Here is an 18380-nt window from a genome sequence, read left to right as displayed (position 1 = left end):
AGAGATAGCGATGGAAATTAGCAAAGATCAAATTGTCGACCTGATGATGGGCTTCTTCAAAACCAAAACCCTGACCGCCGCCTTCGACCTGGGGCTGTTCGACACCATGGCGGAGGGCCCCGCCTCTCTGGAGGACATTTGCGCACGGGCCAATGCGCCAGTCGCTTCAGGCAAGCGCATGCTGATCGCGCTGCAGGCCATGGGATTGCTGCAACGCGAGGGGGACGCCTATTCCCTGGCGCCGGGCGCCGCGCCCTATCTGGTCAGCCAGTCGCCGCAGTGGCTGGGCTGGCTGGGTCGCCATATCGATGCATTCCTGTATCCGCTGTGGTCCAACACCGCCCAGGCGGTGCGTGACGACAAAGATCAACGGGAGGCGGTATTCGGCGACAAACGCAGCTGGTTCGACATTCTGTATCAGAACCCGTCCGACGTGACGGACTTCCAGGAATTCCTGGGCATCTTCGCCAAGCCCTTTATTGACGGCATGGTGGAAGGCGTGGACTTTTCCGCTTACAGCCGCTTCATGGACATCGGCAGCGGCGTCGGCAGCTTGCCCGTCGCTGTGGCGGAAGCCTGCCCGCATCTGGAGATCGCCATTTGTGAATTGCCCAAGGCGGCCTGCTACGTGCGTGACAAAATCATGTCCGGCGACTTCGCTGACCGCATCAAGGTAGTTGAAGGCGACGTCATCACCGGAACCATTCCGCAACAGGAGTATGACCTGATTCACCTGGGCTGGATGTTGCACGACTACGCCCCTGACACGCAGTTGCAGATTCTGCGCAATATCTACGACGCCCTGCCGACCGGCGGCGTCTTCATGGCCAGCGAAACGCCCCTGGACGAGGACGAAAGCGGCCCGCTGTTCACCGCCCTGCTCTCCATCAACATGCTGGTGTCCACGGATGGCGGCGTGGAGTCCACGGCGCAGCAGTACATGCAGCGCTTCGAGGAGGCCGGGTTCAGCAACGTGAGAGTGCTGCGCATCAACGGACCGCGCACGTTATTCGTCGGAGAAAAGGCCTGACCAACGGGCTTCGGCCCGTCTTCCAGTCCCCCCTCAAAAAGGAAGATGCACAATGCTAGAGAACACATTATTAACCTACATTTCCGAGAATTATCTGGGCTCGGACGATCAGGGGTTCAACGCGGACACCCCGATTCTGGAACTCAACATTATTGACTCCGGCTCCCTGTTCGATCTGGTGGATTTACTGCGGCGGGAAACTGGCGCATCAATCCCCCTTAATCAGGTTACCCCCGGCAACTTCGCCTCCGTGCGCAAGATGGTGGATCTGGTCACGCGCCTGCAACAACACTAGCCCCGAATATTCAAGGAATGAGGTAACACCATGACAGAACAAGTATTTGCCGATACGCAACAGGCGGAAGAGTCTCTGCGGGAACTGGTGCTGAGCGCCTTGCAACGCCACACGGAATACGCGCAGGAAGACTTTGACGACGACGCGGATTTCGAGGGCGACCTGGGCGTCGATTCCATCACCCTGGCTTCCGTGCAGGCGGAAATTTATCAAACCCTGGGGCTGCAGAATAAATCAGTTCAGGCGGGCCTGGACAACGTTGGACAACTGCTGCGCCATATCGGTCAACGCCTGCAGAAAGAAGGCCTCAGCGCCGCCACGGTTGCGCAGCAAACGGCGCCTGCCCGCCTCGCTGACGCACAGGACGACGCACTGAGCGCAAACGTGCTCGACGTGTATCAGGCTCACACTGGCTACCGTCGTAGCGAGCTGGATCTGCAAGCGGATCTGGAAGGCGATCTCGGCGTCGACTCTGTGACTCAGGCCGCCGTGCTGGCGGAGATCGCCAAGCTCATGCACATGGAGAAAGCCGGTTTTCCCGCCGGACTAAGCACCATCGCGCAAGTCATCGCCTACCTGCGCGAGATCGGCGCCGACGCCGCCCTGGCCCGTCCCGCCAAAGAAATTGGCGCCGCCCCGGCGTCACAACCGGCTTCCAAACCATCTGCTTCCAAACAAACAGCGGAAGGCCGCGCCAGCGGTGATGGCATGTGGACGGATTTTATCGATCGTCTTAATCAGGACAACGTGAAGGAACCCAGCGACGCGGCGACAGAACTGGCGGACCAGTTCAAGCTGAGCTTCGTCGCCAGCGGTTTTGGACAGAAGGACATATCCGCTCTGCATGACCGTCTACGCAGCGAGCACGGCATGCCCGCTCACCTGAGTCTGGCGGACTGCGATACCCCCGAAAAGCTGCTGCAATACATACGCGCCAGCCGTCCGCATCAGGTTGAAGCTCTGGGAACGGAGCATCTGGAAGCAAGCTACGACGCCAACGCAGCGGCGGAAAACGACCCCCGCACCATGAAGGATTTCGTCAATCTGCCGGACCGGGATCTGTTTCATAAGACCCGGGAGTTCCGCAAATTTTATGTGGCGAAGCAACAGGCGCAGCTGTACTGGTACGGCATGCCTCTGGAGTCCCAATGCCGTAACCGCGCGGTGATCTACGACGAAGTCACCGGACGTCGCCGTGAGTTTCTGATGTTCGCCTCCAACAACTATCTTGGACTGGCCAATCATCCCGAAGTCATTGAAGCCATCGCCGAAGGCGCTCGTCGCTACGGCGCCACCAACACCGGCTGTCGTCTGATCGGCGGCAGCAATGTCTTGCACAAGGAACTGGAGCGTCGCCTGGCCAAACTGAAGGGACGCGAGGCCTGCATCGTGTATCCGTCCGGCTATTCCGCCAACCTGGGCTGTATTTCGGCGCTGGCGGGACGCAACGATCTGGTGTTCACCGACTCCATCAACCACATGAGCATTCAGGACGGCTGCAAACTCTCCGGGGCTTCCCGCAAGATCTATCAGCACAGCATGGAAAGCCTGGAAACCACGCTGAAAAAATACGCCGACCACGACGGCGGCAAGCTGATCGTCACGGACGGCGTGTTCTCCATGCATGGCGATATCGTCGATCTGCCGCGTCTGGTGGAGTTGGCGCAGCAATACGGCGCCCGCGTACTGGTGGATGACGCCCACTCCACCGGCGTTCTCGGCAAAACCGGCTCCGGCACCACCGAGCACTTCAACATGAAGGGCATGGCTGATCTGGAGCTGGGCACCATGAGCAAGGCGCTGGCTGGCGTCGGCGGCTTCGTGTGCGCAGATGAAGACGTAGTGGAGTACCTGCGCTTCTATTCCAACTCTTACGTGTTCGCAGCGACGATTCCCGCCGCCGTGGCGGCGGGGGTGATCGCCTCTATCGACGTGATGGAGCGTGAACCGCAACGCTTGAGCAAACTCTGGAGCAACATCCATCGTCTGCGCGGTCATTTGCTGGGCGCCGGATTCGATCTGGAGCATTCCAACAGCGCCATTATTCCGGTGGTGGTCGGTGACGACCGCAAAACCCTGGAGCTGGGCCGCGCCGTCCGCGCCCGCGGCATGTACTGCCAGACCGTAGTGTTTCCCGGCGTGGCGGTGGGCGACGCACGCCTGCGCATCAGCGTCACCAGCGAACACACCGAAGAAGACCTGGATCTGGCGGCGCAGATCATCATCGACGCAGCGAAAGAAGTGAATATTCCCGTCACGCTGTGATCCGATCAACCCGGATGGCGCACCGCCAGCCATCCGGGTTGATGACGTCACTGCGCCAGCTTAATGCAGGATTGGAGGAGAGCAGACATGAAAGTACAAGAAACGGAAAACGGATTTGTCCCTGTCATCGACTATTTACGACGCTCCGCCGTCAACTTTCCCCAGCGTCCGGCGTTTGTCGGCCCGGAGGAAGTGAGCTACGAGCAGTTCTACGCCAGAGTGCGTCGCTGGTCCGGCTATTTCCGCTATGCCGGTCTGCAGCCAGGGGATCGCGTAGCCATCTGGCTGCCCAAGCAGATCGACTATGTCGTCGCCCTCTACGCCGCCATGGAATGCGGCGGCGTGTATGTTCCCATGGATGGCATGCAGCCGGTGGACCGTGCGCAAAAAATTCTCGCCAGCGCGGAGCCCGCCATTCTGGTCACGGACAGCCCCCGTTTTGAACAACTGGGCGATATGACTTACACGTCATTACGGCTGGCGCTGGTCACCGACTTCCACAAAGTTCCCGATGCGGCGGCGCCCGGCCGTTTCGCGGTCGCGTCACGGGCGTCGGCGGACGCCTTCGAACCTCAGCCGGAGCAAACGCCGCATCATCCCGGCCCACAGGATCTGGCGGCGATTCTATTCACCTCCGGCTCCACCGGCATGCCCAAGGGCGTACAGATCAGTTATGGCAATCTGCACGCTTTTATTGGCTGGGCGCTGCAAGAACTTTCCCTGAGCGAACGGGACGTCTTTTCCAACCACGCCGGCTTCCATTTCGATCTCAGCACCTTCGATCTGTTCGCCGCAGCAGCGGCGGGCGCGGCGGTCTGGGTTATCGGCGAAGAACAACAACGGGATGTCGCCGCGCTGGCGGAAGGCGTTCGGCGCTATGGGATCAGCGTGTGGTACAGCGTTCCCTCCATCCTGTCACTGATGGTGAACGCAGGCGCTTTGGATACTGACGTCACCGCCTCGCTACGCTATCTGATTTTCGCCGGCGAAGTCTTCCCGATTCGGCCTTTACGAGAGCTAAGCCAGCGTCTGCCCAGTGATTGCGCGCTCTATAACTTCTATGGACCAACCGAAACCAATGTCTGTCTTTACTATCGGGTGACGAAGGAAGATCTGCAACGGGATAAGCCGGTGTATATCGGCGTTCCGCTGCCAGGACAAACCGCCCTTGTACTGGACGAGCAAGGCCAGCCTGTCAGCGCTCCCGGCGCAATCGGCGAACTGATCATTGAAGGCTCCTGCGTCACACCGGGTTACCGCAACCGCGTCGACCCCGCCAACTCCGACAACCATCTACAGGGACGCCATGCGACCGGTGATCTAGTGGGTTATGAGAACGGTTACCTGTACTACCACGGACGCAAGGACCGCATGCTGAAAATCAATGGCTACCGGGTGGAGCTGGGAGAGATCGAGGCGGCATTGTCGACCATGCCTGGCATCCGGGAAATCGCCGTGGTGGCGGAAATCACCGAGCAGGCGCAAAACCTCATCGCTTATTTCAGTGCGGTTGATCCGGCCTCTGCGCCCAGTGTGCTCGCCATCAAGCAATACTGTCAGACGCGGTTGCCCCGTTACATGATACCCAAGCTGGTGCGCAGGCTGGACGAACTGCCGAAAAGCCGCAACGGCAAAATTGATTATCTGGCGTTAAAAGCGTTGGCGCTCAAGCCGACCGTTGCGTCAAAGACTCACACAGACCCGGTTGCCTGATATGACTGACGCCAGCTTATTTTCCACCGCCTCACCCGGCTCTCATGACCAGACGTTGCGCGAGCCTGTGGCTATCGTCGGCATCGCCTGCATTACCCCCTCCGCCCAGGATACGGAATCGTTCTGGCGACTGCTTGAGCAGGGCGAACACGCGCCCCTGCGGGCCATGCCTGCGCACCGGATACCGCAAACCAGCGCAGCGGCCAGGGCGCATCTGGACGCTTGGCGCGGTTCATTCTTTACAGAGGCGGAGAGCGACTTCAAACGCTTTCGCATCCCTCCCGCCTACCGCAAATCCGTTTCCCAGATGATGCTGTTACAGCTGCGCGCGGCGGAGCAATGTCTGCGTGACGCAGGCTATCCCGACAAGCTGCCGTCACTGGACGACACGGATGTGTACAGCGGCTCCTGCTTTTGCTTCGACAGCGCGCTTAATAACGCCTTGAAAGTGGAAGGCGTGCGGCTCGCTTATGAGGCCGCAGAGCAACGCTCAGGAGATTGTGAAGCGGACCTGGACGCTATCCGCGAACGTCTGCGTGAGCACTTCGGCTTGTCCTCTCATGATCGCGTCGGCGAAATGGCGAGCAGCATCCCCGCCCGCATCGCCTCGCATTTCGGTTTTCGCGGGCGCGCCCAGGCGCTTGAGTCCGCCGACGCCACCAGTTATGTGGTGTTGGAGGCCGCCCTGCTGGCGCTGTCAGGAGGCCAGACCAAAGCGGCGCTGGTCATCGCCGGACAGCGCTATGACAGCCTGCTGCCCGCCCTCGCTCTGGAGAAAAAAGGCTTTGCGTCCGGCGCGCCTTTCACCGCCAATTCTCCCGGTGCGCCGTTAGCGGAAGGGGCCACGGCGCTGTTATTGAAGAAGCTCAGTGATGCGCGCCGGGATGGCGATCGTATCTACAGCGTCATTCGCGGCGCCGCCAGCGCTCGCCGCGATTCCCCCTCAGGCTACCGCTACGGCGGCGATGCCGCCTTGAAGTATCAGGCCGCTGCGGAAGCCTGCCGTCAGGCCAATATCGATCCCGCCAAACAAGGCTACATTGAGTGCGCCTTGCCAGGTCATGTGGAGGAAAGCAAAGCCCTGTTGACCGCGCTGGCGGATTTGCGCCATGACGATAAGGTCTCTTTGCGTCTGCGCTCCTGCGTCGCCAACCTGGGGTACGCTTTCGCCAGCGCCGGACTTAACGCCATCGCCGCCGCCAGTCTGGCTCTGCGCCACGGTCGCCTGCCCGCCATGCCGCAAGTGGACGGCCAGGAGTTATTGCTACGCCAGAACATCGACTACGGCGCCGGACGCAGCGAGTCCTGGCCGCAAACGGACGAGCGTATCGCCGGCGTGTGCGGCGGCGGACTGAGCGGCGTCAGTTGGCATTTGGTGCTGTCCAGCCCTGATGCAGTCTCAGCGGACGTAGAAACAATTCCGGCGTCCCAGGAACCCATCGCCATTGTAGGCGTCGGAGGTTCTTTCGGTCCCTGGCGAGACGTCGCAGCAATACGCGCAGGCCTGTGGGATAGCGCCGATGGCGTTCAGCTATTGCCGGAATCAGTTCTGCCCCATCGCGCCTTCTTCAGCGCGGACGCATCGCGACCGTTGAGTTGTTACGCGCAATATGGCGCGGCGCTGGAGCAAAGCGAGTTTGACTTATCCCCCTACAAAATATTTCCGCGCCGCGCCGCCGGCATGGACAAAGCACAAAAGCTGGGATTGCAAAGCGCAGCAGAAGCATTGGCTGACTACGGCCTGTCACGCAAACGTCAGCGCCAGGAGGCAGCGGCGGTGTGTATCGCCAGCAACCTGAATCTGGGACGGGAACGCGCACTCTCGGCGGCGCTGCATTATGCCCAGTTGCAGACGCTGTTCGCCGGCTCGCCGCTGGCGGCGTACTTTCAGGACGCCTCAGAAAAACAGCAGCTCTCCCCTGACGAAGTCGATCACTTCACGCTCGACAGCTTTTCCGCCAGCGGCATCGCAGCGCTGATCTCCAATTGCTTTCAGCTTAACGCCGCCCCCGCCGCCGTTGAAGCGGCCTGCGCCTCTTCCCTGGCGGCGCTGCATAACTCCGTGCTGGCGCTGCGCAGTCATCGCTACGACCTGGTGCTGGCGGGAGGCGTGGAGTTACCGGTGAACATTCGCGACTTAACGCTGTGTTCCGCGCAAATGATGCTGTCGCAACACAAAATTGCGCCTTTCGCCGTAGACGCCGACGGGTTTTCACCCGGAGACGGCGCCGGCATGTTCGTCCTCAAGCGTCTGAGTGACGCATTGCGGGATGGCGATAGTATTTACGCGGCCATCACCGGCGTCGGCGCCTCCTGCGACGCCCGCTCCATGACGGCGCCGGACCCGCAGGGACAGGCGCTGGCCATGCGTAAAGCCTTCGTTCAGGCTGGTTATTCTCCCGCTCGCGTGGAATATGTGGAAACCCATGGCACAGGCACGCGGCTGGGAGATATTGCGGAGCTGACCGCACTGAACGAGGTGTACCGGACACAAGAACGACGCGGTTCGCTTAAGGTCGGTTCGATCAAATCCAATATCGGACATACCTTCGCTGCAGCTGGGTCAGCCGGCCTATTGAAAACCCTGCTGGCGATCCGTTACGGTGATATCCCCGCCACGCTGTTAAGACGGGAGATGAATCCGGAGCTGCCCTTGGCGGAGATTCCCACGGAGCCTGTCACCGCCCTGCAACCCTGGCCATTGGGCGAAGACGCCCGATACGCCGCCGTCAGTTCATTCGGCACCGGCGGCGTTAACTATCATCTGCTCTTAAAGTCCGTAACCGATACCCATGCGGCGCCGGACGACTCTCAATACACTGCAAATTAAGGAAAGGGAACGAAATGGAAACCATCATTCACAAAATCCGCCTGTTCGATATTGCACAAGCCGACGCCTTCGAGTCGTGGGTGCAAAACGTCGACTACGCCACCTGCCCCGACCTGCCTAGCGTCGTGCGCTTTGACGTGCATCGCGCCTCTCAGGACCCCGCCGCGCCTTATCACTATCTGGAGGTGATAAAGATAACCGACCGCGCCGCCTTTGACGCCGATATGGAAACATCAACCTTCGCCGGATTGGTGCAGGCCTTTTCCCGTATGGCGGAAGTCGTTGAAGAATTGGCTGGCGAGCAGCTGGGCTCGGGCTATGCCGCAGGCTGAGCCTGCTGCGTCCCACCCCCGGCTGCATTCAGGGAAATTACCGACCTCAGACTGGAATCGCTCGCTGATGGTCGGGCCCTGGCGTTTGCACGCAGTGTCGGTGAAGAACTGGCGCAACCACTTTGAGACCGAAGCGGATCTGCGGCGGGTATTCGACCTGCGCGAACGACGCCATCTGCGCCAGATTCATTTCGCCAAGCGTAAGCTGGAATGGGGTGCAGGAAGACTGGCCGGAAAACAGGCGCTCCAGCGTTTGCAGGCGGAGTTGGCGCAGCCGCAGCGCGCCTTACGGGACATCATTATCAGCAATTGCAAAACTGATCCCCATCAAGGCCGCCCGGAAGCCAACATGGAAGGCTACGTCAGCATCAGTCACGCTGGCGACTGGGCGGTGGCGACAGCGGGGCGATGTCCGGTCGGCGTCGATATCGAACCCGTTCGCGCCTTCTGCGGCTCGGTCTGGGAAATGGCGTTCACCCCGGAAGAACAGCGCTGGTTGTTACGCCGAGGGCGCAACGAACGCGACGCTTCCGCCACCATGACGTGGGCGTTCAAAGAGGCGCTGCTGAAATGCTACGGACGCAGTATTTTTGGCTGGTTCGCTGATGTAGAACTGCATTCGCCGGGAGACACAGGCGCATTGTCCTGGACGCTATCACGACGGCTCAGCCGGGAACTCGGCGCTGTCGCCAATACGCCTCTGGTGGCGATAGCGGACCGATTTCAAGGATGCGCCCTGGTGGTTGTCGGCAGTCCGCCGGAAGTCTGCGACCTGCTTAGGGGTTCTTAGTTCGCAAGGAATTTATTAAAAGATTGGAGCTTTATTTATGCCGTCGGATTTCACCCATGAACTTCAGGAAACTGTGGATTTAGCGCGCTGGGCGCCCTCATCCCACAACTCGCAACCCTGGACGTTGATCCATATTCAGGAACGCGAGCGGGCTAACGCACTCCTCGGGGAAGCGCTTCAGGAAGGCGAACAATGCGTCGTCCTGGCGTTGAACAGCGCTCGTAAACTCAAAGCCCTGGAAAGTCTGGAAATCGAAATGCTGATGAGCTGCGGATTATTTCTGGGCTTGTTTTGCATGACGCTGGGCGCCAAAGGCCATGACTGGCGTCTGCGCTGGCTCTGCGAGGACGAAAAAGGCGCCGCCCTCACAGCACTGGAGCAGGAACACGGCTGCCTTGCGCTGACGGCGGTGCGTATAACGCCCGACAGCATTAAGCCCGTCATTGATGCTGAAGCGTGGCGGCGACTGGTTCTGCAGCGACGCACCCACCGCGGACCTTTTAACCCATTGCGCATTAGCGACGACGGGTTGCAGAAACTGCTGGCGCGGCGCTGGCCGTTGTCCTTGACTGGCGAGCATTTGCTGATGCGGGTTGAACGCGATCCCGCTACGATCCGTCGCGCGGCGCAACTGGTGAAACAATACGCGGTGCTGGACTTCGCCAACTATAAAGCCTGGCGCGAGACCTATCGCTACATCCATTTTTCCCTGGAAGAAGATGCGGAAGACGGATTCTATCTGCAAAGCCTGCTCGGCCCGCAAAGCAAATGGAGCAGTCTTTTCTACCGCTGCCTCCTGGCGCCGCCGGTCATGCAGGCGCTAAGGCCTTTCGGTGCGCCGCAACGTATGGCCGATCAGCTTGGCGCGCTGGTGGAGGACTCATCGCAGTTGCTGTTCTGTCACCTTGGAAACGAGCATATGACGCCCAAAGCGCTGACTCAGGCTGGCGCGCGTTTGATGGAGGTCTGGCTTAACGCTCAGGAGCAGAAGCTGGCGATACACCCGGCCAGCGTCATGCTGCAGCATGATCAGGCGCGCATTGAGATCGAGCGTCTGCGGGACGAAAACGGGCGCATGATTTTCTTCGCCAGGCTGGGCGCCATCAAAGAGGTTTTCGATAAAAGTCCCAGAAGAAAAACCAACGGCATCATCGCCGCCGGATGACGCACGGAGCCGAAAAGAACAACTCACTCAACGGCGCCGTCAATACCAATTAACCCCGTCGCCAGACGGCCTACTCAAGTTCGATAGAAAAAGGAAAAGGAAATATGGAGCAACAATGGATAATCATGATCATTGTGATCGAGGCCATGGCCGTCGCCGGCGTCATCGCCGCCTTGATCACCAAGGATACCAAAGCGCCGTTTATCTTTGGGTTTAACACCCTGCTGCCGGTCACGCTGGTGTATTGCTGGTACGGGGACGCAGATCTGGTGCGCAAAGCCCTGCTGCTCGGCATGGTGATTATTTACCAATTGCGTATGAACGTCGTGCTCACGCTCTGGTACAACAACACCGCCGCCGCCAAGCTCAAGGAAGTCATGCCGCTGTCGGCCATCTACTTTTTACCCATCATTCTCGCCAACGTTTTTGGCTGGCTCTACTGCCTGCCGTTCCAATGGGCGGCGGACCGTGTCGGCCCACTGAACTGGATCGAATACAGCGCCGTCGCCGTCTATCTGGTCGGCACCATTTTCCATTTCGGCAGCGACTATCAGAAGCACTTGTTCAAGCAGCAACCCAACTCACGCGGCCAGATCCTGGACACCGGCTTCTGGCGCTATTCCCGCCATCCCAACTACTTCGGCGACTTCCTGATTTACGTCGCCTTCGGCCTCACCGCCGGCAATCCCTGGGGCGTCATTGCACCATTGGCCAATATCGCGCAGTACATGACGGACGCTATTCCCAAAAGCGAAAAAATGGCGGAAGAGCGCTACGGCGAAGCCTGGCGGAACTATAAGAAAAAGGCCAAGTGCCTGATTCCGTTTGTGATCTAAACCAAGACTGACTTCCCAGAAGCTAAATCCTGGGAACGACCATGGCGGCTATCCGCCACGAAAGACAGGGCCAGGCACACCGCAGGCCCTGTCTTTCGGTCATCTAATCCCTCGTATTGCTAATACGCGCTTTAATCCATTGATATGCCTTTGGTATTCCAATCCAAAGGAAAGCCGAGACAAAGATGACGAACGTAAGAATAATCGCCATCACATTCATCGCTGTGTAACGATCGCCGTATACGCGCAACGTGTATTCATAAAGCGACCACATCAAAAAACCCAATACACACAGGCCTAAAATCAGCAAAAATCTCATAAGCTCAATCTAAATTAGTCAATAAACTGCAAATACATGGATGGATAGATGGGCGCTTACACGCAAGCCGCGCCCAAGCTGTGGAGATAAGAGCGAAGCAGGCTCTTCCCTTCCTCAATGTTCTTGAATTGAGAGCGACTGTATTCACAACAGACAGCCCCTAAGCAGGTCGGGGAACGTATCTGTATCGGATTGAGGGGAGATATTGAGATATGCGCTCATCAGCGCCGGCCTTAACTCGATAAAGCCGGTCAGTGTAGCTTACTGGCCGCCGTTTAGAAAAAGACCCCAAATCCCTTTGGGTCAAGCGCTATTCCGTGCGCGCAAGGACATCAACTCAGTGGGGTGAGAAATCCCTATCTCTTACGCCTTCCATTACCACATAGACAGCACAGCGGCAGTGGCTTCCCTGCGGTGAAACGATCACACCTTCGACCAGCGCCGCTTTACAAGAGACATATTACGCAGCGGAGCGACAGAGGCTGTCGTCATATGCATTTATTTGAAAAATTTTGTGTAATCCAACCACCTGGTTTGACCGCCATTGATAACTGGCGTTACCATGCCGCCTCTCTTCATGGAGCCGGACGGGACTCGAAATCCGTTTAACCTTCATAGGAGAAAAAACATGAAAAAGATCAAAACGTTATTCGTCATCGATCGCCGTAGTCATCTGGCGACGGAGCAAGTAGCTCCTGAATCCGCCTGGGTGTTGCAAGGCATAGGGTTCGCCACCGAGAAATTCGACGGCAGCGCCTGTCTGTTCAGAGAAGGCCGTTTGTGGAAACGCTACGATCGCAAACTGCGTAAGCCGTTCGCCGCCAAACTCCGCGCCGGACGTCTCGATATTCTGGACCACGCCATGTTCAAATCGGCGCCGGATGGATTTGCGCCTTGCGAGGCGGAGCCTGACGCCATCACCGGACATTGGCCCGGCTGGCTGCCGGTTTCCGAGGCCAGCCCGGAAGATCGCTGGCATTGCGAAGCCCTTGAGCAGACCGCCGGTAAACTGGTCGAAGGCCAGACCTACGAACTGGTCGGCCCGAAAGTTCAGGGTAACCGCTACCAGCTACAGCGCCACGCGTTGTGGGCGCATGGCGGCAAGATCCTGACGCCGCCGGAGCGCTTGGACTTCCACTCTCTACGAGACTGGATGGCGGCGCAAAACATGGAAGGCGTTGTCTGGCATGCGCCGGATGGACGCATGGCCAAACTGAGACGAAAAGACTTCGGTTTTTCATGGTGAATACAGGCCTGGGAAATTCCCAGGCTTTTATTTTCCCCACCCCAACCTCCCCCTTTGTCCATTTAACCGCTAGCTCACCGCCACTAACCTGTGGTTTTAAAAACGCTTTTTTATACATCCAAAGAAATATTATTTACCGGGTAATATTGACTTCATTTTTTACCCGGGTATTATTGGCGACATATTTTTCAGGATAGTCGTGGTTACCGGCTATCCGAGCGAGCACAGGAGTGAAACAGATGAGCGCAAAAGAAACTCAAAGTTATACCGGCTTTCACGGCCACCAGCTTTTCGCCGCCGGCGACTTACCGGAAGTGGCGTTGAAGGCCAAATCCTTACTGGAGCAGGACGCCAATGCTCCCGTCGCCATTTACGACAACGCCACCGGACGGATTGTAGAGGTCGATTATCGCGGCGCGGCTGAAGACGTCCTCGCCAGGATCGCAGCAAGCAGCGAAGATGGAGCCCCCAAACCTAAAGCAGGACCTGGACGTCCCAAACTGGGAGTGGTGTCGCGAGAAGTCACGCTGCTGCCCCGTCACTGGGACTGGTTAAGAGCGCAACCCGGCGGCGCGTCTGTGGCGCTGCGCAAGCTAGTCGAAGCGGCCAGACGCGACAATGTGGACAAAGACCGGTCACGCCTGGCGCTGGAAGCCGTGTATCGCTTCATGTCCACCGTCGCCGGCGACTTCCCCGGCTTTGAAGAGGCCTGTCGCGCCTTCTTCGCCAAAGACTATGAAACCTTTGATGACATGATTTCGCTATGGCCTGACGACATTCAGGACTATATCCGGCATCAGACTGAGAAAGCGTTGGAGATGGAAAAGCTGGCGGAGGCCCAGGACTGAGCCCCGCTATTAAGCTCGGCGATACGCGCCCTTTTATAGCGCGTGTCGCCGTTTTCGCGCGGAAAGACTAAAACTGATAGGTCACCGCCACAGACAGGAATCCCTGCGCGCCGCCCAGATCATCTTCTATATCGCGACGCTCGCGCTCCAGATTATCCGCAGACAGAACGCCTCCAGGATCTCTGGCGCTCAGCTTCACATCAGGATCGCTTAACGGCGTCATCACCCCAAACTCGGCCTGGAAAGAGAAGCCGGATTCGCTGCGAATGCGATTCCCCCACCCCAGACTCAGATAAGGCGCCCAGGAAGACTGATCGATTTCCGCATTCAAACGCACATTATCGCTGCTGCTGACATGCGCGCCGCCAACGTCGAAAGATTGATCCGCCTTGGTGGTCCCTTTGATATCGTGATCAAAATAGACCAGACCGCCGGAGAAAAAGATGTTATCCACATACTTACCGGAGAATGGATACCAGTCCACGCCGCCGGTCAGCGTCCCAGTGCGGAGATCCGCTTTGTATTTGGTCCCGCTCAGCTCAAGATCATCGACGTCGTCCACATCCAGCCCGCCGAAGGTAAAACGCAGCTGCAGTTGATCTTCATCCACCAGACTCCAGTCCGTCCGTTTGGCGGCGGTGACGCCAACGCCCTGCGTCCCCAGCATGCCGCCTACAGAGTAATCCGCCGCCTGCGCCGAAGTCGTGTAAGCCGCCGCCAAAATAAGTGTCGCCCCCAGGCGAACGATAGAATTGCCAGCCATTGCCCGGCCTCCCTCTTTTATCAATATTCAAAAATATTCAAATCTAACTACACAAAAGGAGATGTGATCTTAAGAGGCCAAACGAAAAAGGTATGTGGCTGATTTGGGACAGAATGTGACGCCAAATCCGCGCACGTGACCAGAGTGCTTCATCAACGGATTTGGATAACAGGACAAGCGAGAGGCGCGGAGAAAAAGCGGCCAGTTTAACCGGCGGAGGGCGCGCGAGCCGGCCAGGAAACCTCAATCGCGGCGCCGCCCAGCGGGGAGTCGCCGACGGTGACGTCGCCCTGGTGCCATTGCGCGATCTGACTGACGATAGCCAGTCCGAGGCCGTGTCCGCCGGATGACGCGCGTTCGGCGTTGCCCAATTGCGCGAAGGGCTGCAGGATGGTCTCCCGTTCAACCAGGGGAATGCCTGGACCGTCATCCTCCACCTTTAAACGACAGAGTGCGCCGTCGCGACGCAGGCTGACCCGCACGCGGGACTGCGCATAGCGGGAGGCGTTATCCAGCAGGTTATGCAACACCCGACCGATGGCGCGTGAGTCCGCCCATATGCGGGCGCCGCGCAGGGTCTCGTCACAGACAAACTCACAGGCCAGGTCACTGCGTTCAGGCTGATGCAAATCCACCTCTTCCTCCACCAGGGCCGCCAGGTCAATCTCGCTGAAGTGATTGATGTCGATGGCGCGACTGTAGCGTGAGTGGGTGAGCAATTGATTGATCAGGTAATCCAGTGAGTCGATGCTGGCGTGGATGCTTTTGCGATATCGCTCCTGCTCTTCCGCCGTGCAATCCTCCGACTCCAGAATTTCCACCGCGAAGCGCAAGCGCGCCAACGGGGTGCGAAGATCATGAGCGACGGCATTGGTCAGCTGTTGATGCGAGCGCATCAGCTTCTGAATGCTGTCCGCCATAGCGTTGAATGATCGGCCCAGACGTGCGGCGACAGAACCTTTACGCAACGTCACGCGATGCTCCAGCCGGCCCTGCCCAAACTCCGACGCCGTGCGGTCGAGCCGTTTGAGATCACGCCATAAGGGCGTCAGCCAAGATAATAGGCCCAAAGCAGTAGCTAACAGTATCGCGGCGAATACCGTCACCAAATAAGAGAGAACCACCCCGCCGGGCGAAGGCGTTGGCCCCGCCGACAGGATTTTGTCGCTATCGCCAATACGGTAGTAAAACAGGGTTTCATCGTCGTCGGTGGTGGTCCAGGCGTAGCCTTTTTGCATCAGCGCCTCTTGTTTCTCCGCCGATATGTCCAGCCCAGTCAACGTCAGCATCTCCAGCGGAAAACGAAACTCCGCCTGCAATTGCGTCAGTAGCTGCGGCCACTGCGCTTCCGGCGCTTTCGCAAACATGTCGCCCAACAAAAACAAAGTGCCTCTGGCGCTGCGCAGAGTTTCTTCGTCATCCGTCTCATCCAGCACCATTTCAACCACCCAGTCGCTGTCACCGACCCTGCGCCAGAGCACATCGGTATCCGCCTCTGCATAGACATAACCGCCTTCTCGCAAGGTATCGCCGTACTGCGTTTGCGTGAGTAGTTCCGCCAAGGGCGTCAACCGCAATCGATAGCCGAAATGGTTATCCAGCGACGCCACTCTGTCCCGCCAGGCGCTCTGCGGCCGCTCCGCCAAATCACGGTCAATCAGGAAAAATGTGCCGTTATAGGTGTTAACGAAGTAATTAAGGAGAATGCGGTTTTTGATGTAATGCACAGGATTGTAGGATTCCACCGTCAGCAGCAGCCCGACCGGCAAGACAATGACGATCACCAGACGCAACAAGGTTCTTAACATCATCCTCAACGGCCTCCAGTCAGGTCAGGATCAGTGCATAGCTGATAGCCTTTGCCCCGAATCGTCTTGATGATGTCCTGCCCTGCTCCGCTATCCTGCAGCTTCTTCCGTAAGCGGGAGATGCGTCGGTCTATGGAGCGGTCCAAACCGTCGTAATCGAAGCCGCGTAACTCCTGAATGATAAAGTCGCGATCCACCACTTCGCCCAGCGACCTCGCCAGCAACAATAACAGTTCGAATTCCGCGGTGGTGAGCTCCACCGAACGGTCGCCCAGCCTGACAACGCGGTTGCGCAGATCGATGGTCAACGCGCCGGCGCTGATCACGCTTTTATCCTGGCTCGCCGTCGCGACGCCTTCGTTGCTTCCAGTGTGCTCCAGCCGTCGCAACAGCGCGCGAATGCGGCTAAGCAGTAACCGCGGCTGCACCGGCTTGACGATATAGTCGTCCGCGCCAAGCTCCAATCCCAGCATTTGGTCCATATCCTCATCCAGCGCCGTCAGCATGAGAATAAAGCCGTTATAGTCCAGCCGCGCCTGCCGACACACATCCATGCCCGACAGCCCGGGGAGCATCACATCCAGAATCACCAGCGCCGGACGCTGCGTCTGAATTTCCCGCACCGCATCCAGCCCATTGGCGACAATCGCCACCTGGAAACCATTTTTAGTCAGGTAGTCCTGAATCAAGGAAGCCAGCTCCTGGTCATCCTCCACCAGCAGCAAGCGATGATTGTGAGCGCAGTTCGAAAATACGGGTGTCATGATGGGAGAGCGTCGCCTTAACCAACAGGATCAGGGGAAATTCGCTCAGTGTAGGAAAAAATCCGGTGAGAGAATACCTGCCTGTGTAGCAGGTTTGTGACAGTTTGGGACAGCCCGGCTGTTAAAGATGGGCCCGCCTTGCTGTACAAAAAAAGGTCTACTAGGCTTCTGTATACGGCCCGCCTCCGCAAGCGGACCTGTTTTGCTGTTGAGTATTCAAGCTGCATACCTTCCTAACCGGCGCTCCCAAGCTTCAGGTATGCGCATACAAGGATCAAACAAGGAGCCGCTTATGGAACCCTATCTCGGACAGATCAGCATGATGGCTTTTAACTTCCCCCCTAAAGACTGGGCTTTTTGCAATGGAGCCTTACAAACCATTTCGCAAAACCCAGCTTTATACTCTCTATTTGGCACAGCTTTCGGCGGTAACGGAAACACCACATTCGCTTTACCTGATTTGCGTGGTCGAGCTCCCATACAAATAGACCCACAAAATGGAATTAATATGGGCGCTCAAGGAGGGTTTGAAACAGTCACCCTCATTCAAGATCAAATGCCGATTCACAGCCATCAGGTTTACGCCTCCAGCTTGGATGCCGATAAAGGAAGTCCCAGAGATAACAGAATTCTGGCGGCGACTCCTGATATCTATCGCCCCCTCACCTTACCGGTATCAATGTCGCCAAACGCAATCTCCGCTACAGGCGGCGGCCAAGCCCATCAGAATATGCAACCCTCACTGACGATCAATTTTTGTGTCGCTCTCAAGGGAGAATATCCCCAAAGAAACTAAGCGCTCCAACCACATTAAATTGAGTAATCTAATAACCAGGAGGGTTCACTATGTCGTATCCTTTTTTCGGTGAAATCAGAATGTTTGGGTATTCTTTCACCCCCGCTGGATGGGCGTTCTGTCAAGGGCAACTCACCAGCATTGCACAAAACCAAGCTCTTTACGCAGTGATCACGACAGCTTTCGGCGGCGACGGGAGGACAACTATGGGCCTGCCTGATCTGCGCAGCAGGGCTCCACTGCATGCGGGACAAGTCTCAGGACAGTACTACCCGTTTTCGCATCCTGGTGGCCAAGAGTACATATCTCTGAGCACAACCCAAATGCCGTCACACAATCATCAACTAGCCGCCGCAGGCGCCGCCGGGACAAGTCCCGAACCCGCCAACCTGTTTTTCGCCTATCAAGCGGGAGACTTTCAACCAGATTACAAGCAGGACCCCTACCTCCCCCTCACCGCTATGGCGCCTTCCATGCTGACTGGCGCAGGGAAAGGGCTTCCCCATGAAAACAGACAGCCTTTTTTAGCCCTGAGATTTTGCATAGCTTTGGATGGCGTCTTCCCAACACGTAATTAGAG

The 18380-nt window shown here is 57.9% G+C and carries 16 protein-coding genes; 13 read left to right on the top strand and 3 right to left on the bottom strand.

The window, feature by feature from the left end; genetic code table 11:
- Positions 1–10: 10 nt before the first annotated feature.
- From ONV78_RS21305 to ONV78_RS21255, 11 genes are all read left to right on the top strand, one after another.
- A complete protein-coding gene (locus tag ONV78_RS21305; protein ID WP_279506219.1) occupies positions 11–1030 on the top strand; it encodes a methyltransferase in 1020 nt (339 codons plus the stop codon).
- 52 nt (positions 1031–1082) lie between these two features.
- The gene (locus ONV78_RS21300) at positions 1083–1325 is read left to right on the top strand and encodes an acyl carrier protein (RefSeq protein WP_216738632.1); all 243 of its coding nucleotides are present in this window, start codon (positions 1083–1085) and stop codon (positions 1323–1325) included.
- 30 nt (positions 1326–1355) lie between these two features.
- Positions 1356–3590, top strand: a complete 2235-nt coding sequence (locus ONV78_RS21295) for an aminotransferase class I/II-fold pyridoxal phosphate-dependent enzyme (protein WP_279506218.1) — start codon at positions 1356–1358, stop codon at positions 3588–3590.
- Positions 3591–3677: 87 nt separating this feature from the next.
- Complete coding sequence (locus ONV78_RS21290) at positions 3678–5303, top strand: amino acid adenylation domain-containing protein (protein WP_279506216.1); 1626 nt, start codon at positions 3678–3680, stop codon at positions 5301–5303.
- A 1-nt stretch (position 5304) separates the two neighbouring features.
- A complete protein-coding gene (locus ONV78_RS21285; protein ID WP_279506213.1) occupies positions 5305–8133 on the top strand; it encodes a polyketide synthase in 2829 nt (942 codons plus the stop codon).
- Positions 8134–8147: 14 nt separating this feature from the next.
- Positions 8148–8465, top strand: coding sequence for a RedY protein (locus ONV78_RS21280; RefSeq protein WP_216738628.1), 318 nt, complete (start codon positions 8148–8150; stop codon positions 8463–8465).
- Entirely contained in the window at positions 8452–9255 is an 804-nt protein-coding gene (locus tag ONV78_RS21275; protein ID WP_279506210.1) for a 4'-phosphopantetheinyl transferase family protein, read from the top strand. The genes ONV78_RS21280 and ONV78_RS21275 overlap by 14 nt, the downstream gene beginning before the upstream one ends.
- A 37-nt stretch (positions 9256–9292) precedes the next feature.
- The gene (locus ONV78_RS21270; RefSeq protein ID WP_279506207.1) at positions 9293–10420 is read left to right on the top strand and encodes a nitroreductase family protein; all 1128 of its coding nucleotides are present in this window, start codon (positions 9293–9295) and stop codon (positions 10418–10420) included.
- A 104-nt stretch (positions 10421–10524) separates the two neighbouring features.
- Positions 10525–11256, top strand: coding sequence for a DUF1295 domain-containing protein (locus ONV78_RS21265; RefSeq protein WP_279506206.1), 732 nt, complete (start codon positions 10525–10527; stop codon positions 11254–11256).
- A 947-nt stretch (positions 11257–12203) separates the two neighbouring features.
- A complete protein-coding gene (locus tag ONV78_RS21260) occupies positions 12204–12821 on the top strand; it encodes a DUF5565 family protein (RefSeq protein WP_279506204.1) in 618 nt (205 codons plus the stop codon).
- Between the two features lie 239 nt (positions 12822–13060).
- The gene (locus ONV78_RS21255; protein ID WP_216738622.1) at positions 13061–13669 is read left to right on the top strand and encodes a DUF2239 family protein; all 609 of its coding nucleotides are present in this window, start codon (positions 13061–13063) and stop codon (positions 13667–13669) included.
- A 67-nt stretch (positions 13670–13736) separates the two neighbouring features.
- Here ONV78_RS21255 and ONV78_RS21250 read toward each other — a convergent pair whose 3' ends face one another.
- From ONV78_RS21250 to ONV78_RS21240, 3 genes are all read right to left on the bottom strand, one after another.
- Complete coding sequence (locus tag ONV78_RS21250; protein WP_216738621.1) at positions 13737–14432, bottom strand: hypothetical protein; 696 nt, start codon at positions 14430–14432, stop codon at positions 13737–13739.
- A gap of 206 nt (positions 14433–14638) precedes the next feature.
- Positions 14639–16243: an ATP-binding protein gene (locus ONV78_RS21245; RefSeq protein WP_279506201.1), complete on the bottom strand. Its 1605-nt coding sequence runs from the start codon at positions 16241–16243 to the stop codon at positions 14639–14641.
- 2 nt (positions 16244–16245) lie between these two features.
- Entirely contained in the window at positions 16246–17004 is a 759-nt protein-coding gene (locus tag ONV78_RS21240) for a response regulator (protein WP_279506197.1), read from the bottom strand.
- Between the two features lie 292 nt (positions 17005–17296).
- Between ONV78_RS21240 and ONV78_RS21235 the strand changes: the two genes are divergently transcribed.
- Both ONV78_RS21235 and ONV78_RS21230 read left to right on the top strand, forming a co-directional pair.
- Entirely contained in the window at positions 17297–17800 is a 504-nt protein-coding gene (locus tag ONV78_RS21235) for a tail fiber protein (RefSeq protein ID WP_216737606.1), read from the top strand.
- Between the two features lie 50 nt (positions 17801–17850).
- Positions 17851–18378, top strand: coding sequence for a tail fiber protein (locus tag ONV78_RS21230; RefSeq protein WP_279506194.1), 528 nt, complete (start codon positions 17851–17853; stop codon positions 18376–18378).
- Positions 18379–18380: the final 2 nt, after the last annotated feature.

This window comes from Hahella sp. CR1, assembly GCF_029813005.1.
In the GTDB taxonomy this organism is placed as follows: Bacteria; Pseudomonadota; Gammaproteobacteria; order Pseudomonadales; family Oleiphilaceae; genus Hahella.
This window is presented reverse-complemented; position numbering and strand designations above follow the sequence as displayed.